Annotated in this window: 14 protein-coding genes; 8 read left to right on the top strand and 6 right to left on the bottom strand. The window is 72.8% G+C overall.

The features are described 5' to 3' along the window. Positions 1–14 precede the first annotated feature (14 nt). Complete coding sequence (locus tag FHR78_RS01435) at positions 15–455, top strand: RDD family protein (protein WP_208392739.1); 441 nt, start codon at positions 15–17, stop codon at positions 453–455. A gap of 75 nt (positions 456–530) precedes the next feature. On the opposite strand, the gene FHR78_RS01430 is transcribed toward FHR78_RS01435, so the two are convergent. Continuing rightward, positions 531–1,253, bottom strand: coding sequence for a DUF4191 family protein (locus FHR78_RS01430; protein ID WP_166758740.1), 723 nt, complete (start codon positions 1,251–1,253; stop codon positions 531–533). Positions 1,254–1,377: 124 nt separating this feature from the next. On the opposite strand from FHR78_RS01430, the gene FHR78_RS01425 reads away from it, so the two are divergent. Then, positions 1,378–2,769, top strand: coding sequence for a hypothetical protein (locus tag FHR78_RS01425; protein WP_166758739.1), 1,392 nt, complete (start codon positions 1,378–1,380; stop codon positions 2,767–2,769). A 9-nt stretch (positions 2,770–2,778) separates the two neighbouring features. Here FHR78_RS01425 and sucB read toward each other — a convergent pair whose 3' ends face one another. The 3 genes from sucB to FHR78_RS01410 all read right to left on the bottom strand — a co-directional run bounded on the left by sucB (position 2,779) and on the right by FHR78_RS01410 (position 7,422). After that, complete coding sequence (gene sucB / locus FHR78_RS01420; protein WP_166758738.1) at positions 2,779–4,287, bottom strand: 2-oxoglutarate dehydrogenase, E2 component, dihydrolipoamide succinyltransferase; 1,509 nt, start codon at positions 4,285–4,287, stop codon at positions 2,779–2,781. A 130-nt stretch (positions 4,288–4,417) separates the two neighbouring features. Further along, positions 4,418–5,791, bottom strand: a complete 1,374-nt coding sequence (gene lpdA / locus FHR78_RS01415; protein ID WP_166758737.1) for a dihydrolipoyl dehydrogenase — start codon at positions 5,789–5,791, stop codon at positions 4,418–4,420. 155 nt (positions 5,792–5,946) lie between these two features. Beyond that, positions 5,947–7,422, bottom strand: a complete 1,476-nt coding sequence (locus FHR78_RS01410; protein WP_166758736.1) for a leucyl aminopeptidase — start codon at positions 7,420–7,422, stop codon at positions 5,947–5,949. A gap of 85 nt (positions 7,423–7,507) precedes the next feature. Between FHR78_RS01410 and FHR78_RS01405 the strand changes: the two genes are divergently transcribed. The 5 genes from FHR78_RS01405 (at position 7,508) to FHR78_RS01385 (ending at position 13,366) form a co-directional block, all read left to right on the top strand. Then, entirely contained in the window at positions 7,508–8,422 is a 915-nt protein-coding gene (locus FHR78_RS01405) for a proteasome assembly chaperone family protein (RefSeq protein WP_166758735.1), read from the top strand. A gap of 64 nt (positions 8,423–8,486) precedes the next feature. Next, positions 8,487–9,827, top strand: coding sequence for an MFS transporter (locus FHR78_RS01400; protein ID WP_166758734.1), 1,341 nt, complete (start codon positions 8,487–8,489; stop codon positions 9,825–9,827). 191 nt (positions 9,828–10,018) lie between these two features. Next, complete coding sequence (locus FHR78_RS01395) at positions 10,019–11,350, top strand: RNA polymerase sigma factor (protein ID WP_166758733.1); 1,332 nt, start codon at positions 10,019–10,021, stop codon at positions 11,348–11,350. A gap of 4 nt (positions 11,351–11,354) precedes the next feature. Then, positions 11,355–12,614 carry a MurT ligase domain-containing protein gene (locus FHR78_RS01390; protein WP_166758732.1) on the top strand — a complete coding sequence of 420 codons (1,260 nt, stop codon included), beginning with the start codon at positions 11,355–11,357 and terminating at the stop codon, positions 12,612–12,614. Next, complete coding sequence (locus FHR78_RS01385; protein ID WP_166758731.1) at positions 12,611–13,366, top strand: cobyric acid synthase; 756 nt, start codon at positions 12,611–12,613, stop codon at positions 13,364–13,366. The genes FHR78_RS01390 and FHR78_RS01385 overlap by 4 nt, the downstream gene beginning before the upstream one ends. A 90-nt stretch (positions 13,367–13,456) precedes the next feature. Here the strand turns inward: FHR78_RS01385 and FHR78_RS01380 are convergent, their stop codons facing one another. Beyond that, entirely contained in the window at positions 13,457–13,684 is a 228-nt protein-coding gene (locus tag FHR78_RS01380) for a DUF7455 domain-containing protein (protein ID WP_166758730.1), read from the bottom strand. A 219-nt stretch (positions 13,685–13,903) separates the two neighbouring features. Between FHR78_RS01380 and FHR78_RS01375 the strand changes: the two genes are divergently transcribed. Continuing rightward, on the top strand, positions 13,904–16,000 hold the full coding sequence (locus FHR78_RS01375) for a toprim domain-containing protein (RefSeq protein WP_166759649.1): 2,097 nt from the start codon (positions 13,904–13,906) through the stop codon (positions 15,998–16,000). A 93-nt stretch (positions 16,001–16,093) separates the two neighbouring features. Here the strand turns inward: FHR78_RS01375 and FHR78_RS01370 are convergent, their stop codons facing one another. Continuing rightward, complete coding sequence (locus FHR78_RS01370; protein WP_166758729.1) at positions 16,094–18,619, bottom strand: DNA gyrase/topoisomerase IV subunit A; 2,526 nt, start codon at positions 18,617–18,619, stop codon at positions 16,094–16,096. Positions 18,620–18,657 lie beyond the last annotated feature (38 nt).

The following is an 18,657-nucleotide window of genomic DNA, read 5'->3' as shown; positions in this document are numbered from 1 at the left end:
GATAGGCTCGTCCCATGCCCGACGACCGATCCCGTCTCCCGTCCGACCCCTCCGACGGCGGCCCGGGTCCCCGCCAGGACTGGCCCGGGCAGCGGCTCGGACTGCCGCGCACGGGGCCGCGCTCCGTCGCCCGCGTCGGGCGGCGCGTCGCCGGTGTGTCGATCGACTGGGCCCTGGCCTACGTCGTCGCCTTCGCCTTCTTCGACGGCCGCGGCCTCGCCATCACGCTGGTCTTCGCGCTGGTGCAGGCCCTGGCGCTCGTCACGCTCGGCGGCACGGTCGGGCACCTCGCGCTCGGCATGCGCCTCGTGCCGATGGCCGGCGGCCGACTCGGCGTCTGGCGCCCGCTCGTCCGCACCGTGCTGCTCGCCCTCGTCGTGCCCGCCGTCATCTGGGACCAGGACCAGCGCGGCCTGCACGACCGCGGGGCGGGGACCCTGCTCGTGCGGGTCTGAGGCACGACCGCACCACGCACGGAGGCGCCCGTCCCCCTCGAGGGGACGGGCGCCTCCGTCATCGGGCGACAGCGCTCAGCGCGGTCGACCCGCGCGCATCTTGAAGGGGTCGACGCCCTTGGGGATGGGCAGGCCGTTCTTGCCGAGCGACTGCAGGCGGTTGCTGACGGCGAGCACCTCGTTGCGGTTGAGGGACGACTTGATCTTGTTCATGCGGCCCGCGACCTTGTGCAGCGGCACGGCGTCGGCGTCGGGGCCCACGTGCAGCACCGTGATGGGCACGTTGGGCAGGATGCGGGCGACCTTGCGGCGCTCCTCGTCGACGAGCCGCTTGGTCTGCGTGGCCGAGCCCTCGCCGATCAGGACGACGCCGCCCTTGCCGACGGCCCGGTAGACCGCCGCCTGCGTGCGGGCCTGCACGGCGACGGGCATCTCGGCGGCGCGCCACGAGCGACGCAGGCCGCTCTTCATCACGGCGCCGACCGCGCCGGGCTGCCCCTCGATCTGCGAGTAGGCGGCGCGCTCTGCCTTGCGGCCGAGCACGAGCAGCAGCAGCAGGACGCCGAGCATGACGCCGACGACGATGTAGAGCACGAGCGCGAGGACGTTGCCGCCGGTGAGGAACACGCCGGCCAGCACGCCGGCCGCGATCGGCAGCAGCAGCGCCAGCAGCATCAGCGGCAGCGCCGACTTGTCGACGCGGCGGGTCATCGTGAACACCTGCCACATCTGCGAGAAGCGGCCCGGTTCCTTGGGCGGCTTCGGGGACGTGTTCTCCGGTGACGTGCGTCGTGCCATGTCGACCAGGATACGGGGTCTCGCGGCGTCCGTGGGCCCTCCCCGGAGCCGGGGGCGGCGTCGCCCGTCCCCAGGACCCCGAGGAGGGGCGGTGCGGCACGCCGGACCCGGTCACCATGGCCGCATGACCAGCTCCGCCGTCGGCCCGTACGTGCTCGCCCCCGGCTCGTCCTGGCCGCCGGGCGCTGCCGGCACGGCCGAGGCGACCGGTCCCGACGGGGGCAGGGTCGTGCTCCGGCGGCCGGCCGTCGAGGGCGGCGACCGGCACGAGCGGGCCGCCGGCCTCGTCGCAGGCCTCGCCGGGTCGGCCCACGAGCACCTCGTGCGCCCCGTCGACGTGCTGACGGACGACGACGGCGAGGTGGTGCTGGTGACCCCGGGGCCGGCCCGGGAGTCGCTCGGCTCCTGGCTCCGCCGTCGGGGGACGCTCCCGACGGGCGAGGCGGTGACCGTCCTGCTGCCGGTGCTCGCCGCCCTGGCGCACCTGGCCCGACGGGGACCGGTGCCCTCGTCGGTCGGCCTCGAGCACGTCGAGCTCGACGACCGCGGGGCTCCGGTCCTCGTGGGCGGCGACCTCCGGCCCGGCCCCGGGCCCGGCCGCGACGTGGCGTCGGGCACGGCGCGGTCGTACGTGCTCGCCGTCGCCCGGCACCTGACCACGGCCGACCGGGAGCGGCTGGTGGGCGTCGACGGCACGGCCCTCGACGGCGCGAGCCTCGACGAGCTCGTCGAGCGGGTGCACGACCTGGCGCGGGCCGTGCCGCTGCCCACGATCGCCGACGGCGCGGACCCGGCCGAGGAGGTGCGGGTCGCGTGGCAGCCGCCCCCGGTCCCGCCGCCGCGGGCGGGGTGGACCGCCGTCCTGCCCGAGTCGGCGGTGGCGGACCTCCTGGCGGACTGGTGGGACGCGGCGCGGACGCTGCCCTGGCGGGACCGCGTGCGACAGGTCCGGGCCCGCTTCTGGGTGCTCGGGGGCCTGGTGTCGCTGTCGGTCGTCGGCGGTCTGGTGCTCCTGCCGACGGGCTCGCCGCCGGAGTCCGCACGGTCAGCCCGGTCCGCCGAGCCCTCGGAGGCTGCCGAGGGCGGGACCGACGCCGCGTCGACCGACACGAGGGTCCCCACGCCCGTCGCCTCCGAGCGCGGTTCGGACGCGTCGGCCCTGGCTCCGGTCACGACGTCGAGGGACGAGGCGACGGACACCGTGCGGGGCGACGATGCGCAGGCGGCGACGGAGATCCTGCTCACCGCGAGGGTCGCGTGCCTGCGCGAGCCCTCGAGATCGTGCCTCGCGGCCGTCGACCAGGCGGGCTCGCCCGTCGCCCTCGACGACGCCCGTGTGCTCGACGACCCCTCCGTCACGGCCGAGCTCGCCTTGCCCGTGCACGTGGTCGCCGAGGTCCAGCGGCTCGGCGAGAGCGTCCTGCTCGACTGCAGCACCGTGGACGACGGACCGGCCTCGGTCCTCGTGACGAGGACCGAGGCCGGTTGGCGCCTCAGAGAGGTGGTGACGCGGTGACGCGGAGGGTCAGATGCCGAGCACGCCGGCGAAGTCGCCGCCCTCGAGGCGGTCCTTGACCGCGACGAGGAAGCGCGCGGCGTCGGCGCCGTCGACGATGCGGTGGTCGTACGACAGGGCCAGGTAGACCATCGACCGCACGGCGATCGCGTCGGTCCCGCCGGCCGAGACCACCACGGGACGCTTGACGACGATGCCCGTGCCGAGGATCGCGACCTGGGGCAGGAAGACGACGGGGGTGTCGAAGAGCGCCCCGCGCGAACCCGTGTTCGTGACGGTGAACGTGCCGCCGGCCAGCTCGTCGGGCTTGAGCTTGTTGTCGCGCGTGCGCTGCGCCAGGTCGGCGATCTGGGCGGCGATGCCGGCGAGGTCGAGCTCGGAGGCGTCCTTGATGACCGGGGTGAGCAGACCGCGTTCGGTGTCGACGGCCATGCTGACGTTCTCGTGGTCCGGGTAGACGATCGAGTCGCCGTCGACGGTCGCGTTCAGCTTCGGGTGCGCCTTGAGCGCCTCGGCGGCGGCCAGCGTGAAGAACGGCAGGAACGACAGCTTGTTGCCGGTCTTCTCGAGGAACGCGGCCTTGTGGGCGTCGCGGAACGTCGCGACGGCCGTGACGTCGACCTCGACCACGCTGGTCAGCTGGGCCATCGCCTGCATGGACTGGACGGCGCGCTCGGCGACGACCTTGCGCAGACGGGTCATCGGCACGGTGGTGCCGCGCAGGGGCGAGACCTCGACGGGGGTCGCCGACGAGGAGGCCGGGGCGGACGTGGTCGACGCTGCAGCCTCGGCCGCGGCGAGGACGTCCTCCTTGCGGATGCGCCCGCCGACGCCGCTCCCGGTCAGCGTCGAGATGTCGACGCCCTTCTCGTTGGCGAGCTTGCGGACGAGCGGCGTGACGTAGCCCGTGGGAGCGGACGACTCGGAGGTCGACGCGGTCGTCGGGGCGGCCGAGGCCGCAGGCGCGGCTGCGGCGGGCGCCGCGGCGGCCGGGGCCGCCTGCGCCTGGGCGGGAGCGGCCGCGGGCGGAGCCGCGGCAGGGGGAGCGGCGGCGGCGGGCGCCGCAGCTGCCGGCGCCGGGGGCGCAGGCTGCTCGGCGGCGGGCGCCGGGTCGACGTCCTCGGCAGGGGCCGGTGCCTCGGCGTCGGCGTCCTCGCCGGGCGCGGGCGCGGCGGACGAGGCGACGACGGCGTCGTCCGCGTCGTCCTGCTGGCCCTCGGCGGACGCCTCGGCCTGCTGCTCCTGCGGTGCTCCGTCGGCGGAGTCGCCGCCCTGAGCGCTGCCGTCGCCGATGCGCACCAGGGGGGTCCCGACCTCGACGGTCTCGTCCTCGGGCACGAGGATCTCCTCGACGACGCCGGCGACGGGCGACGGGATCTCCGTGTCGACCTTGTCGGTCGAGACCTCGAGCAGGGGCTCGTCGACCTCGACCCGGTCGCCGACGTTCTTCAGCCAGCGGGTGACCGTGCCCTCGGTGACACTCTCTCCGAGTGCCGGGAGGTTGACGGATTCGCTCATGCGGGGGACTCCTTTGACGACATGGTGTGTCTGTGTGTGCTGCGGATGTGATCGGGTGGTGCTGTGGGCGGACCGAGGTCCGGGGGGGCCGTGCTCCCGTGCTCGGCGAGCACGGCCCCCGGGGTGCTGCCTACATGGCGTGGAGGGGCTTGCCGGCCAGGGCCAGCATCGCCTCGCCGAGCGCCTCGTTCTGCGTGGGATGGGCGTGGACCAGGGGCGCGACGTCCTCCGGGTAGGCCTCCCAGTTCACGGCGAGCTGGGCCTCGCCGATGAGCTCGCCGACGCGGGCGCCGATCATGTGCACGCCGACCACGGGGCCGTCGACCACGCGGACGACCTTGACGGAGCCGCTGGTGCCGATGATGTGGCTCTTGCCGTTGCCCGCGAGGTTGTAGTCGTAGCTCGTCACCTTGTCGGCACCGTGCTTCTCGACGGCCTTGGCCTCGGTGAGGCCGACGGACGCGACCTCGGGGTCGGAGTAGGTCACCTTCGGGATGTTGGTGTCCTCGATGACCTGGGGCGCCAGGCCGGCGATCTCCTCGGCGACGAAGATGCCGTGCTGGAAGCTCCGGTGCGCCAGCTGGAGGCCGGGGACGATGTCGCCGATGGCGAAGACGCCGGGGACGCTCGTGTGCAGGCGCTCGTCGGTGATGACGAAGCCGCGGTCGACCGTCACGCCCACCTCTTCGAAGCCCAGGCCCTGGGTCGACGGGCCGCGGCCGACGGCGACGAGCAGCAGGTCGGCCTCGATGGTCTTGCCGTCCTCCAGGGTGACGACGACGCCGTTCTCGTCCTGGGTCACGCCCTGGAACCGGACGCCGAGCGAGAAGCCGATGCCGCGCTTGCGGAACGCCCGCTCGAACTGCTTCGAGATCGACTCCTCCTCGTTGGGGACGAGGTGGGGGAGGGCCTCGACGATGGTGACGTCGGCGCCGAAGGACTTCCAGACGCTGGCGAACTCGACGCCGATGACGCCGCCGCCGAGGATGGCGACCCGCTCGGGGACGTGGTCGAGGGCGAGCGCGGCCTCGCTGGTGATGACCCGGCCGCCGATCTCGAGGCCGGGGAGGCTGCGCGAGTACGAGCCCGTGGCGAGGACGACGTTCTTGGCGGTGAGCGTCGTGTCGCCGACCTGGACCGTCGTGGGCGACGTGAGCCGGCCCTCGCCGTCGACGACGGTGATGCCGCGGGCCTTGACGAGGCCCTGCAGGCCCTTGTACTTGCTGGCGACGACGCCCTCGCGGTACGCCGTGACGGCCGGGACGTCGATGCCGTGGAAGTCGGCGGAGACGCCGTACTTGGCCGACTCGCGGGACACGTCGGCGACCTCGGCCGAGTGGAGCAGGGCCTTGGTCGGGATGCAGCCCCGGTGGAGGCAGGTGCCCCCGAGCTTGTCCTTCTCGACGAGCGCGACGCTCAGCCCCAGCTCGGTGGCCCGCAGGGCGGCGGCGTATCCGCCGCTGCCGCCGCCGAGCACCACCAGGTCAAAATTCTGTTCCGACACCCAGCAACTCCCTCGTGCGTTCGGAGGTACCCGCCGAGGCGAGGAGGCGCCGTCGTGGTGACGTCGGCGTCGCGTCCGCGTCCACCTCGGTGAGGAGGAGGCGGCGTCGCCCGGGGGACCGATCTCGGCGGGTCACTCCCGCCTCCTCGACCCTACTACGCGGCCGAAAAGTCGCGGGCCAGCTCTAGCAGGGTTCTCACGGAAACGCCGGTCGACCCCTTGCCGGTGAAGCCCCAGCCGCCGCCCTTGTTGTTCGACGGGCCCGCGATGTCCAGGTGGGCCCAGGGGAGGGGCCGCCCCGTCCCCTCCTGCTCGCCGACGAACTCGGAGAGGAAGACGCCGGCGAGGAGCATCCCCGCGGCGGTGTTGCCGGGCGTCGCGTTGACCAGGTCGGCGACGTCCGACGACAGGCGGCTGCGCAGCTCGCCCGGGAGGGGCATGCGCCACGCGGCCTCGCCGGCGAGGTCGGCGAGCTCGACCACGCGCGTGGCGAGGTCGTCGTTGCCCATGACCCCGACGGTGCGGGTGCCCAGCGCGACGACCTGGGCGCCGGTGAGCGTGGCCACGTCGACGACGGCGTCGGGCTGCTCCTCGCTGGCCGCGACGAGGCCGTCGGCCATCACGAGCCGGCCCTCGGCGTCGGTGTTGGTCACCTCGACGGTGGTGCCGCCGCGGATGGTGAGGACGTCGTCCGGGCGGATCGCCGTGCCGCTGGGCATGTTCTCGGCGACGCAGAGCCACGCCGTGAGCCGCACGGGCAGCTCGAGACGGGCGGCGGCGACCACGACGGCCAGCACGGTGGCCGCGCCGGTCATGTCGTCCTTCATGCCGAGCATGCTGCCCGCGGGCTTCAGGGAGAGGCCGCCGGTGTCGTAGGTGATGCCCTTGCCGACCAGGGCGAGGTGCTTCGAGGCCCCGGCGGGGGCGTAGGCGACCTTGACCAGGCGCGGCCCGCGGCTCGATCCCTGGCCGACGCCGAGGATGCCGCCAAAGCCGCCCTCGCGCAGCTCGTCCTCGGCGAGGACCGTCACGTCGAGCGGGAGGTCGGCGGCGAGCTCGACCGCCCGGTCGGCGAGGGCCTGCGGGAACATCTGCTGCGGGGGCGTGTTGGCGAGGTCCCGGACGGTGTGGACCGCCTGGGCGACCACGGCCGCCTGCGCGACCGTCGCCTCCTCGACGTCGAGCTCGGTGGAGAGGACCAGGGTGCGCGCGTGGCGACGCGACTCGGAGGCCGACGAGCCGCGGAACGCGTCGAACTCGTAGGAGGCGAGGCCCGCGCCCTCGAGGACGGCCAGCGCCTCGGCCTCGGTCGAGACGGGGAGGTCGAGCACGACCCGGTCGACGCCGGTCAGCTGGCGGACGGCCGCGCCCGCGGCGTAGCGCAGCGACTCGGCGTCGACGGAGCCGCCGAGGCCGACGAGGGCGGTGACGGCCGCGGCGCCCGCGCCGGGGAGGCGCACGAGCTCGTCACGGGCGCCGGTCACCCCGAGCACCGCCAGGTCGGCGGGCAGGCCGGGGACGTCGCGGGTGACCGAGGGACCGTCGGCCCCGGAGAGGACGCCGACCACGAGGACGTCGGCCTCGACCTCGGCGGCGGGGGTGCGGGTGGTGGACAGGAAGAGCTCGGTCATGCACCGATCGTAGCCAGTGCGGGTGTTCGCTCAGGGCATGCGGCCGCCGTCGGCGGGCGTCGGGGGCGTTGCCTAGGCTTGGGGCATGCACGACCCCGCCGGACTCTACGACCTCGCCCCCGACGCCTCCGACGTCCCCGAGGGGCTGCCCCTGGTCGCCGGGCTGACCGGCTCGACCGACGCCGGAGGGGCGGTCGGCCAGCTGGCCGAGTTCCTCGTCGGCGAGCTCGACCACCGGCTGCTCGCCTCCTTCGACGCCGACGAGCTGCTCGACTACCGGGCGCGACGCCCCGTCTTCACCTTCGACCAGGACCACATCTCCGAGGTCGCGACGGCCACCCTGTCGCTGCACCTCGTGACCGACGACGTCGGGCAGCCGTTCCTGCTGCTGTCGGGCTTCGAGCCCGACTTCCAGTGGCAGCGCTTCACCGCGGCCGTGGTGCAGCTCGTCGAGCGGTACCGCGTGTCGACCACCACGTGGGTCCACGCCATCCCCATGCCCGTGCCGCACACCAGGCCCATCGGCGTCACGGTCAGCGGCAACCGCTCTGACCTCGTCGAGTCGCTCTCCGTCTGGCGTCCGGTGACCCAGGCCCCCGCGAACGCCCTGCACCTCGTCGAGCAGCGCCTCGGCGACTCCGGGCACCCGACGGCGGGCTTCGTGCTGCTCGTGCCGCACTACCTCTCCGACACCGAGTTCCCCGACGCGGCCGTCACGGCGCTCTCGAGCATCAGCGCCGCGACGGGCCTCATCTTCCCCACCGACCGGCTCCGGTCCGAGGGCCGCGACTTCCTGGCCAAGGTCGACGAGCAGGTGCACGGCAACCACGAGCTCTCCCGTCTCGTCTCCACCCTCGAAGAACGGCACGACACCTACATGGAGGGCAACCCTCTCCCGTCGCCGCTCACCGACCAGGACGGCGAGGTGCCCTCGGCCGACGTCCTCGCGGCCGAGCTGGAGCGGTTCCTGGCCGGCCGGCGTCCCGACGACGAGTCCTGACCGGCCGCGTCGCACGGCTCGCCCGGGGTCCTGTGGAGGCCGCCCGGGCGGCTAGGGTCGTCGGGTGAACTCGTCGCGCGCCTGGATCGTCTGGGGCGTCGCCGTCACGGCCTACGTGGTGGCCGTCCTGCAACGGTCGTCCCTGGGCGTCTCGGGGGTCGAGGCCCAGCAGATCTTCGGGATCTCCGCCTCCACGCTCTCGACGCTGGCCGTCGTCCAGCTGGTGGTGTACGCCGGGCTCCAGATCCCCGTCGGCGTGCTGCTCGACCGGGTCGGCCCGCGCGCGCTGATCGCGACGGGCGGCCTGCTGCTCGTGGTGGGCCAGACCGTGGTCGCCCTCGCTCCTCCCCACATCGGCGTCGCCATCGTGGGCCGCGTCCTCGTCGGCGCGGGGGACGCGATGACCTTCATCAGCGTCATCCGCCTGCTGCCGGCCTGGTTCCGCGGTCCCGTCCTGCCGCAGATCTCGCAGTGGACCGGCAACGTGGGCCAGCTCGGCCAGGTGCTCTCGGCCGTGCCCCTGTCCCTCGTGCTCCACGGCAGCGGCTGGCGTCCCGCGTTCCTGGGCGCGGCGGGCCTGTCCGTGGTCGCGGCGGTCCTCGTCCTCCTGGTCGTGCGCGACTCGCCCCTGGGGCGGGCCGCCGGGTCGCCGGGCACCACGTGGCGCGAGGCGGGGAGGCAGCTCGGCGAGAGCGTCCGGCGGCCCGGCACCCGCCTGGGCTTCTGGTCCCACTTCGTCACGCAGTCGTCGGGCACCGTCTTCAGCCTGCTGTGGGGCGTGCCGTTCCTCGTCGGCGCCCTCGGCTTCTCGCCGACGGAGGCCTCCGGCATGCTGACCCTGCTCGTCGCCTCGGGCGTCGTGGCCGGGCCCGTCCTCGGCCTCCTCACGGCGCGCTTCCCGCTGCGCCGCTCCAACCTGGTGCTCGGCATCGTGACCGCCCTCGGCGTCACGTGGACCGTGCTGCTGGCGTGGCCGGGCCAGCCGCCGCACTGGATGGCCTACGTCCTCGTCGTGGTCCTGGGCGTCGGCGGGCCCGGCAGCCTGATCGGGTTCGACTTCGCCCGGTCCTTCAACCCGATGCGCAGCCTGGGCGTCGCCAACGGCATCGTGAACGTCGGGGGCTTCCTCGCCAGCTTCGTCATGATGTTCCTCATCGGCGTCGTGCTCGACCACCTCGACGCGGCGCGCGTCGCCTCCGGCCAGGCCGGCGACCTCTTCTCGTTCGAGTCGTTCCGCATCGCGTTCCTCGTGCAGTACGTGATCGTCGGGGGAGGCGTCGTCGGGCTGCTGCTCGAACGCCGACGGACGAGACGGCGGCTGCACCTCGAAGAGGGAATCCAGGTGGCCCCCTTGTGGGTTGCACTGAACAGGCGCTGGCAGCGCCGACGTCCGCGGCGGTCCTGACCGCGGCTCCGACCCCGGTGGTCCGAGCTCCCGGCGGGACGTGCAATAATCGGAGTCGGACCCGTTCATGTCCCGTGCAGGTGCTCGACCCTCGTCGGCGCGCTCAGCTGCGAGGACTTGACATGGGTCCTCGTACTGCCCTCGGGACGGTGCCGCCTCCCCGGCGGCGTCACCCGGCGCACAGGTGCACGATGACGACACAGGTGCACGAAGACGAACTGGAAGGTGTCCGCATGGCTACTCGCAGCAAGGCGACCACGGCCGACGAGGCCGTGACCGACGGCGCGGCGCTCGAGACCGAGCCCACGACGACCGAGGCGGCGCCCGCCAAGGCGCCCGCGAAGCGCGCCCCCGCCAAGAAGGCGGCCGCGACCAAGACGGCGACGGCGAAGGCGCCCGCCGCCAAGAAGGCCGCCGCCGCGAAGGCGACCAAGGCCGCCGAGCCCGAGGGCGACGACGAGGTCGAGCCCGTCGAGGCCGACGCGGCGGACACCGAGTCCGACGGCGAGGGCGACAAGGCCGGCGCGGTCCCCGAGGTCCTCCCGACCGGTGCGCTCGTCATCTCGCAGGACGACGACGACGAGATGCCCGTCTACTCGACGACCATCACCGGCGCCACGGCCGACCCCGTCAAGGACTACCTGAAGCAGATCGGCAAGGTCGCCCTCCTCAACGCGGCCGAGGAGGTCGAGCTCGCGATGCGCATCGAGGCCGGCCTGTTCGCCGAGGACAAGCTCTCGAACAGCACGGGCCTCAGCAAAGAGCTGGAGCGCGAGCTCCGCTGGGTCGCTCGTGACGGCCAGCGCGCCAAGAGCCACCTGCTCGGCGCCAACCTCCGTCTCGTCGTGAGCCTGGCCAAGCGCTACACGGGCCGGGGCATGCAGTTCCTCGACCTCATCCAGGAGGGCAACCTCGGCCTCATCCGTGCCGTCGAGAAGTTCGACTACACCAAGGGCTTCAAGTTCTCCACCTACGCCACCTGGTGGATCCGTCAGGCCATCACCCGGGCCATGGCCGACCAGGCCCGCACGATCCGCATCCCCGTGCACATGGTCGAGGTCATCAACAAGCTCGCCCGCGTCCAGCGGCAGATGCTGCAGGACCTGGGGCGCGAGCCCACCCCCGAAGAGCTGTCGCGCGAGCTCGACATGACGCCCGAGAAGGTCGTCGAGGTCCAGAAGTACGGTCGCGAGCCCATCTCGCTGCACACCCCGCTCGGCGAGGACGGCGACAGCGAGTTCGGCGACCTCATCGAGGACACGGAGGCGGTGGTCCCGGCCGACGCGGTCGGCTTCACCATGCTGCAGAAGCAGCTCGAGTCCCTGCTCGACAGCCTGTCCGAGCGCGAGGCGGGCGTGATCCGCATGCGCTTCGGCCTGGGCGACGGCATGCCCAAGACGCTCGACCAGATCGGCGACACGTTCGGCGTCACGCGCGAGCGCATCCGCCAGATCGAGTCGAAGACGATGGCCAAGCTCCGTCACCCGTCCCGGTCGCAGTCGCTCCGCGACTACCTCGAGTAGGCCCGTGAAGTACCTCGTGCCCGTCCTCGCGGGCCGTCTCGTCCGCGCCGTCGCACGCCTCCGCGGCGGCGGGTCGGCCTACCCGGGCCGCACCGTCCTCGCCCTGGCGCCCGACTTCCTCACGCACGTGTCGTCGCAGTTCGACCAGGGGGTCGTCTTCGTCCTCGGCTCGAACGGCAAGTCCACGACGACGATGATGCTCACCGAGACGCTCCGGGCCCATGGGCTCCGCGTCTTCACCAACCCGACGGGGGCGAACCTGCCCCAGGGCATCGCCTCGGCTTTCCTCCGCGAGGTCACGCCCTTCGGTCGTGTGAAGCACGACATCGGCGTGATCGAGGTCGACGAGGCCTTCGCGGTCGAGCTGACCCGGTCGCTGCACCCGTCGACCGTGCTCATGCTCAACGTGCAGGTCGACCAGCTCTACCGGTTCTTCGAGACTGAGCGCGTCGGCACGATGATGACGGACACGGCCGCCCTCGCGACCGCGGCGGTCGTCACGAACCGCGACGACCAGCACCTGGCGCCCTACGAGGCGCGACCGGGCCAGGTCGTCACGCGCTTCGGCGCGGCGCCCGACGTCGTCGCGGCCGCGCCCAACGGGCTGCAGAACGCGAACGACTTCACCCGCGAGGCGGACGGCACCCGCCGGGCCGAGTCCGAGGTCGTCTCCCTGACGGGCGACCGCGCACGCATCCGTGTCGGCGACGAGGAGGTCGACGTGCGCCTGCCCGCGCGCGGCCTGCACTACGCGGTCGACGCGGCCGCCGCCCTGCAGACGGCCTCCGTCGTCCTGGGCCGTCCCGTCGACCCGGCGTCGGTCGCCGAGGCGTTCGAGACCATGAAGCCCGCCTACGGCCGGGGCGAGCGCATGTCCCTCGGCACGGACGAGGCGGAGTTCATCATGTTCAAGAACGCCGCGAGCCTCCAGCTCAACCTCGACGCGCTGCCGCAGGACGTCGAGCAGGTCATGCTGGCGATCGACGAGGGCACGCCCGACATCTCGTGGATCTACGACATCGACTTCTCGCACCTCGACCACGTCGACGTGCTCGCCGGCGCCAAGGCCTGGCAGCTCGCGCTGCGGCTCGAGCACGAGGGCATCCCGGTGCACGTCATCGAGGAGGACATCGCGAAGGCCATCAAGCTCATGCGCGCGCTGCCGTCGCCCGGCGACCGTACGAAGCACTTCGTCACCAACTACGAGCAGATGATGCTGGCCCGCCGCATCCTCGGGCACCCCGACCTGGAGAAGACCGCGTGAGCGCCGACACCCTCCGTCTCGTCCACCTCTACCCCGAGCAGCTCGGCGTCAGCGGCGACCGCGGCAACGTGTCGACGCTCGTGGCCCGGGCCGGCCGCGCCGGCCTCGAGACCGAGGTCGTCGAGTACCGCGTCGGGGACGACGTGCCCACGGTCGCCGACGTCGTGCTGCTGGGCCACGGGCCGCTCTCGGGCGTGCGCGCGGTCAGCGCCGACGCACAGCGGCTGCTGCCCGCCCTCGAGGGCTTCGCGGCCTCCGGCGTGCCGGTCGTGGGCGTCGGCGGCGGCATGGAGCTGCTGACGAAGGGCGTCGTGACCGACGAGGGCGAGACCGTCCCGGGCATCGGGTTCTTCGACGCGCTCGTCCGACGCGGCGCTCCCCGCCGCACCAACTACTTCCAGGTGACGACCTCCTACGGCGGCGACGAGCTGACCCTCTTCGGCTTCGAGGACCACGCCGCCCACCTCGAGCTCGGCGACGGCGTGCAGGCGTTCGGCCACGTGGTGCACGGCGGGGGCAACGGCACCGCGGGCGCCGAGGGCGTCCTGCGGGGCGCCTCCTTCGGCACCCAGCTCAAGGGGCCGCTCCTGCCGCTCAACCCGGCCCTCAGCGACCGGGTGCTGCGCGCCGCGCTGACGCGGCGCAGCATCTCGTACCACCCGGGAGCCGCGCACGCGAAGCTCGACGAGTACGCCGCGCAGTCCCAGCGGGTCATCCGCGAGAACCTGGAGCGCGCCTTCAAGGCGATGTGACCTCGCGGCCGCCCGACGAAGGGCCCGCATCCTCGACGGATGCGGGCCCTTCGTCTCGGCCGGTCCGGGCGGCGAGGCCCGGCGCCGGCGTCAGTCCTGGTGCAGTCGCGAGCTCTCGTCGAGCCACTCGACGGCGGTCGGCTGCAGCTTGTCCTTGACCTTCGCGCCGTGGTGGGCGCAGAAGAGGAGCTCGCCGCTCGCCATGGTGACGCGGACGTAGGCCTGGGCCCCGCAGCTGTCGCAACGGTCGGCCGCGGTGAGCTGGTAACGGGAGCCGAGCTCGTCGACGGCGGTGTGGTCGGTGGCCATCTGAGTCATGTGATGCTCCTCCAAACGGTGGTGCAGTGGATGTGTGTCCCTCATCAAAACACGCGCTCCCGCGGATCGGGCTGCATTCGCGCGGATTTCGCTCATCGCGTAGCGACGAGGAGGGGAGAGCGCCTCACGGGGACTGTCCGTGGACCCTCGTAGAATCGAACCAGACGACCGGCTCGGGGATTCCCGCCGGTCGTGATCGCATCGCGTCAGGAGAACACCATCGCCACGTCGGACTACTCGGCCCGCCACCTGTCCGTGCTCGAGGGGCTCGAGGCCGTGCGCAAGCGGCCCGGCATGTACATCGGCTCGACCGACTCCCGGGGCCTCATGCACTGCCTCTGGGAGATCATCGACAACTCCGTCGACGAGGCCCTGGGCGGCCACGGCGACGCCATCGACGTGGTCCTGCACGCCGACGACAGCGTCGAGGTGCGCGACACGGCCCGGGGAATCCCCGTCGACATCGAGCCCAAGACGGGCCTGACCGGCGTCGAGGTGGTCTTCACGAAGCTCCACGCGGGCGGCAAGTTCGGCGGCGGCTCGTACGCGTCGTCCGGCGGTCTGCACGGCGTGGGCGCCTCCGTCGTCAACGCCCTGTCCGAGCGCCTCGACGTCGAGGTCGACCGCGGCGGCAAGACCTGGGCGATGTCGTTCCGGAGGGGCGAGCCCGGCACGTTCGCCGACGACGGCGAGCCGACCCCCGACGCGCCGTTCACGCCCTTCGTCTCCGGCAGCGTCCTGCGCGAGGTCGGCAAGGTCAAGCGGGGCGTGACGGGCACCCGCATCCGCTACTGGGCCGACCGGCAGATCTTCACGCGCGGCGCCTCGTTCCAGCCCGACGAGCTGTCGGGTCGGGCCCGCCAGACGGCCTTCCTGATCCCCGGCCTGACGCTCCGCATCCGCGACGAACGACCCGGCTCGCTGACCGACGGCGGCTTCCCGCTCGAGAGCACCTACCGCTTCGACGGCGGCATCAGCGAGTTCGTCGAGTTCCTGGCGCCCGACGCCCCCGTCACCGACACGTGGCGGATGACGGGAACGGGCACGTACACCGAGACCGTCCCGGTGCTGACCGAGGGCGGCGCCATGGTCGCGACCGAGCTCGAGCGGGAGTGCGAGGTCGACATCGCCCTTCGCTGGGGCGGCGGCTACGAGACCGTGATGCGCAGCTACGTCAACATCATCGCGACCCCGAAGGGAGGCTCGCACCAGGCCGGCTTCGAGGCGGGGCTGCTCAAGTTCATGCGACAGCAGGTCGAGCTGGCCGCGCGTCGGCTGAAGGTCGGCACCGACAAGATCGAGAAGGACGACGTCCTCGCCGGGCTGACCGCCGTGCTGACGGTGCGCCTCCCCGAGCCGCAGTTCGAGGGCCAGACCAAGGAGATCCTCGGGACCCCGGCGGTCCGGGCGATCGTGGCGAACGTCGTCGCCTCCCGGTTCGGCGAGCTCTTCGCGTCGACGCGCCGGGAGGACAAGGCACAGACCGCCCTCGTGCTCGACAAGGTCGTGTCCGAGATGAAGTCGCGCATCGCCGCGCGCGCCCACAAGGAGACGCAGCGCCGCAAGAACGCGCTCGAGAACTCGTCCCTGCCCGCGAAGCTGGTCGACTGCCGCTCGAACGACGTCGCGAACAGCGAGCTCTTCATCGTCGAGGGCGACTCGGCCCTGGGCACGGCCAAGCTGGCACGCAACAGCGAGTACCAGGCGCTCCTGCCGATCCGGGGCAAGATCCTCAACGTCCAGAAGGCGTCGGTCAGCGACATGCTGTCGAACGTCGAGTGCGCCTCCATCATCCAGGTGCTCGGGGCAGGGTCGGGTCGATCGTTCGACCTCGACGCGGCGCGCTACGGCAAGGTGATCATCATGAGCGACGCCGACGTCGACGGGGCGCACATCCGCACGCTGCTGCTCACGTTGTTCTTCCGCTACATGCGCCCGATGATCGAGGAGGGCCGGGTCTTCGCGGCCGTGCCGCCCCTCCACCGGGTGGTCGTCGTCAACCCCGGCAGCAAGCCCAACGAGACCATCTACACGTACTCCGAGAAAGAGCTGCAGACGCTCCTGGCCAAGCTGCGGCGGTCGAACAAGAAGTTCCAGGACCCGATCCAGCGCTACAAGGGCCTCGGCGAGATGGACGCCGAGCAGCTCGCCTCGACCACCATGGACCGTTCGGGTCGCATGCTGCGCCGGGTGCGCGTCGACGACGCCGAGGCGGCCGCCCGCGTCTTCGAGCTGCTCATGGGCAACGAGGTCGCTCCCCGCAAGGAGTTCATCATCGACGGAGCGGGTCTCAGCCGGGACCGCATCGACGTCTGACCGCTCGAGCCCGGGCGCCCCGAGGTCGGGCGCCCGGGGTCGGGTGTCGGAGGCGATCGGGCGCGTGCCCGTCGCGCCCGCGACGCCCGTGGCTCAGGCGGTCTCGGCCGGGTCGGGCTCCGCGCCGGCGGGCTCTCCCGTCGCCGCGTCGGTCACGTGCGCCAGCGAGGCCCCCACGCTCCCGACGACGGCCTCGAGCGGCGTGCCGGAGGCGTCGCGACGCACGAGCGCCTCGGGGAGCGACCGCACACCGCCGTCCGCGGCGACCGCCCGTGCCGGGGCCGGTCCGACCCAGGCGAGCGAGAGCTCCGACTCGCCCTTGAGCAGCGCGTGCGACCGCACGCCGCCGGTGGCGCGGCCCTTGGCAGGGAACTCCGAGAACGCGCTGGTCTTCGCACGGCCCGGGTCGGTGCCCTCGAGCGCGCCGGCGACCGCCGAGATGGTGGTGACCACCGCCTCCTGCCCCTCGGGCACGGCACCGAAGAACACGACACGGGCGTCGTCGGCGACCGAGATGCCCGCGACGCCGCCGCCGGCGGGGCCCTGAGGGCGCACGGACGACGCAGGGAAGCGCAGGAGCTGGGTGCTCGACGTGACGAACACGAGCTCGTCGTCGTCGGCCCCCTGCGCCGCACCGACCACGCTGTCGCCCTTCTTGAGGGTGATGACGGAGAACTCGGGCTTGGCCGGGTACTGCCCCGTGGCCACCCGCTTGACGACGCCGCGCGCCGTGCCGAGCGCGATGGGACGGTCGGCCGTGAGCGAGACGAGGGCGAGGACCCGCTCCGTCCGGTCGGCCAGGCCGAGGTAGTCGCGCACGGGGACCCCTGCCCCGAGCTGCACCGACGTCGGCGGCACGGCGGGCAGGTCGACGGGGGTGAAGCGCAGCAGCCTGCCGGTGGTCGTGACCGCGCCGATCTCGGCGCGGGTGGTCGTGTCGATGGACGACAGGACCGCGTCGTGCGCCGTGCGCCGCGACGGGGGAGCCGGCGTCGCCGCCGAGGGATCCTGGTGGTCGACCCGCAGGAGGCGCCCCGTCGTCGAGAGGAACACGCGCGTCGGCGTGTCCGCGATCTCGAGCACGGGCGCGTTCTTGCCCCGCCCCTGCTTCGCGATGCTCGGGGCGGCCTCCGTGAGGAGGGTGCGGCGGGGCGTGCCGAACTGCTCGGCGATGTCCGCCAGTTCGCTGGACACGAGGGCGCGCAGCCGGGCCGGGTCGGCCAGCAGCGCCTGCAGCTCGGCGATGGCGGCGCGCAGCTCGTCGCGCTCGGTCTCGAGCTCGACGCGGCTGAACTTCGTCAACCGGCGCAGCTGGAGGTCGAGGATGTACTCCGCCTGGATCTCGCTCAGGTCGAACACCTCGCGCAGCCGGGCCCTGGCCGCGGCCGTGTCGTCGCTCGAGCGGATCACCTGGATGACCTCGTCGATGTCGAGGATGGCGATCAGGAGGCCCTCGACCAGGTGGAGGCGCGCCTCCTTCTTGCCGAGGCGGTGGCGGGTGCGACGGGTCACGACCTCGACGCGGTGCCCCACGTAGACCTGCAGCATCTCCTTGAGGCCGAGGGTCCGGGGCTGGCCCTCGACGAGGGCCACGTTGTTGATGCTGAAGCCGTCCTCGAGGGGCGTGTAGCGGTAGAGCTGCTCGAGCACGGCCTCGGGGCTGAAGCCGGTCTTGACGCCGATGACGAGGCGGAGCCCGTGCGTGCGGTCGGTCAGGTCGGTGACGTCGGTGATGCCCGTCAGCTTCTTGGCCTGGACGCCGTCCTTGATCTTCTCGATGACCTTCTCGGGGCCGACGAGGTAGGGCAGCTCCGTGACCACGAGCCCGGACTTGCGGGCGGTGATGCTCTCGACCTGGACGCGCGCACGGGTGCGGAAGGAGCCGCGACCGGTGGCGTAGGCGTCGCGCACGCCCGCCAGGCCCGAGATCGTCCCGCCCGTGGGCAGGTCGGGGCCGGGCACGAACGCCATGAGGTCGTCGAGGCTCGCGTCGGGGTGGTCGATGAGGTGGCGGGCGGCGCCGACGACCTCGACGAGGTTGTGGGGGGCCATGTTCGTCGCCATGCCGACGGCGATGCCGCTGGCGCCGTTGACGAGCAGGTTGGGGAAGGCCGCCGGGAGGACCTCGGGCTGCATCAGCTGGTTGTCGTAGTTGGGCACGAAGTCGACGACGTCCTCGTCGAGGCTGCGGGTCATCGCCAGGGACGCCTCGGCCAGCCGCGCCTCGGTGTACCGCGGCGCCGCGGGCCCGTCGTCGAGCGAGCCGAAGTTGCCGTGGCCGTCGATGAGGGGCACCCGCATCGTGAACGCCTGGGCCTGGCGCACCATGGCGTCGTAGATGGCCGTGTCGCCGTGGGGGTGCAGCTTGCCCATCACCTCGCCGACGACGCGGGCGCTCTTGACGTGGCCGCGGTCGGGCCGCAGGCCCATCTCGGACATCTGGTAGAGGATGCGCCGCTGCACCGGCTTGAGGCCGTCCCGGGCGTCGGGGAGGGCCCGGGAGTAGATGACCGAGTAGGCGTACTCGAGGAACGACCCCTGCATCTCGAGCGAGACGTCGATGTCCTCGATGCGCTCTCCGGAGTGGTCGGAGCCGGTCGTGTTCTCGGTCGTCGTCATGCGCTTCTCGGGGGCAGGAGGTGCGGAGGGCACCTGGG

The organism is Frigoribacterium faeni, from assembly GCF_011761235.1.
GTDB lineage: Bacteria > Actinomycetota > Actinomycetes > Actinomycetales > Microbacteriaceae > Frigoribacterium > Frigoribacterium faeni_A.
The sequence above is the reverse complement of the archived record's forward strand: the minus strand, read 5'-3'. Positions and strand labels throughout refer to the sequence as shown.

Bases quoted from the DNA above. Each gene is read 5' to 3' on its own strand.
- FHR78_RS01435 (WP_208392739.1), top strand. From the start codon at position 15: ATGCCCGACGACCGATCCCGTCTCCCGTCCGACCCCTCCGACGGCGGC.
- FHR78_RS01430 (WP_166758740.1), bottom strand. From the start codon at position 1,253: ATGGCACGACGCACGTCACCGGAGAACACGTCCCCGAAGCCGCCCAAG.
- FHR78_RS01425 (WP_166758739.1), top strand. From the start codon at position 1,378: ATGACCAGCTCCGCCGTCGGCCCGTACGTGCTCGCCCCCGGCTCGTCC.
- sucB (WP_166758738.1), bottom strand. From the start codon at position 4,287: ATGAGCGAATCCGTCAACCTCCCGGCACTCGGAGAGAGTGTCACCGAG.
- FHR78_RS01410 (WP_166758736.1), bottom strand. From the start codon at position 7,422: ATGACCGAGCTCTTCCTGTCCACCACCCGCACCCCCGCCGCCGAGGTC.
- FHR78_RS01405 (WP_166758735.1), top strand. From the start codon at position 7,508: ATGCACGACCCCGCCGGACTCTACGACCTCGCCCCCGACGCCTCCGAC.
- FHR78_RS01395 (WP_166758733.1), top strand. From the start codon at position 10,019: ATGACGACACAGGTGCACGAAGACGAACTGGAAGGTGTCCGCATGGCT.
- FHR78_RS01380 (WP_166758730.1), bottom strand. From the start codon at position 13,684: ATGACTCAGATGGCCACCGACCACACCGCCGTCGACGAGCTCGGCTCC.
- FHR78_RS01370 (WP_166758729.1), bottom strand. From the start codon at position 18,619: ATGACGACGACCGAGAACACGACCGGCTCCGACCACTCCGGAGAGCGC.